Annotated in this window: 1 pseudogene; it reads right to left on the bottom strand. The window is 69.9% G+C overall.

The window, feature by feature from the left end:
* Nucleotides 1–329: pseudogene (locus tag AC5RTT_RS20855) on the bottom strand (pyruvate dehydrogenase (acetyl-transferring), homodimeric type); the annotation flags it as partial.

The raw sequence follows: 329 nt of genomic DNA, 5'->3' as shown, positions 1-329 counted from the left end.
CGGATGATGTGGCCCATTTCGTAGCCGTAGGCGGGGTCGTAGGTGACTACTGCGGGGTTGGTGGAGGCGAGCAGGGGGGAGTGGCCGTCGGCGTGCTGGAGGCCTTCGCCGGTGAGGGTGGTCCGTCCTGCGGTGGCGCCGATGATGAAACCGCGGGTCATCTGGTCCGCGGCGGCCCAGAAGGCGTCGCCGGTGCGCTGGAAGCCGAACATGGAGTAGAAGACGTAGACCGGGACCAGGGGCACGCCGTGGGTGGCGTAGGCGGTGCCGGCGGCGGTGAAGGCTGCCACGGCGCCGGCTTCGTTGATGCCGGGGTGGATCAGCTGGCC

It is taken from the genome of Arthrobacter sp. Y3221157 (assembly GCF_059089865.1).
Note: the sequence above shows the minus strand (reverse complement) of the source record. Positions and strands in the feature narration are given on the sequence as shown.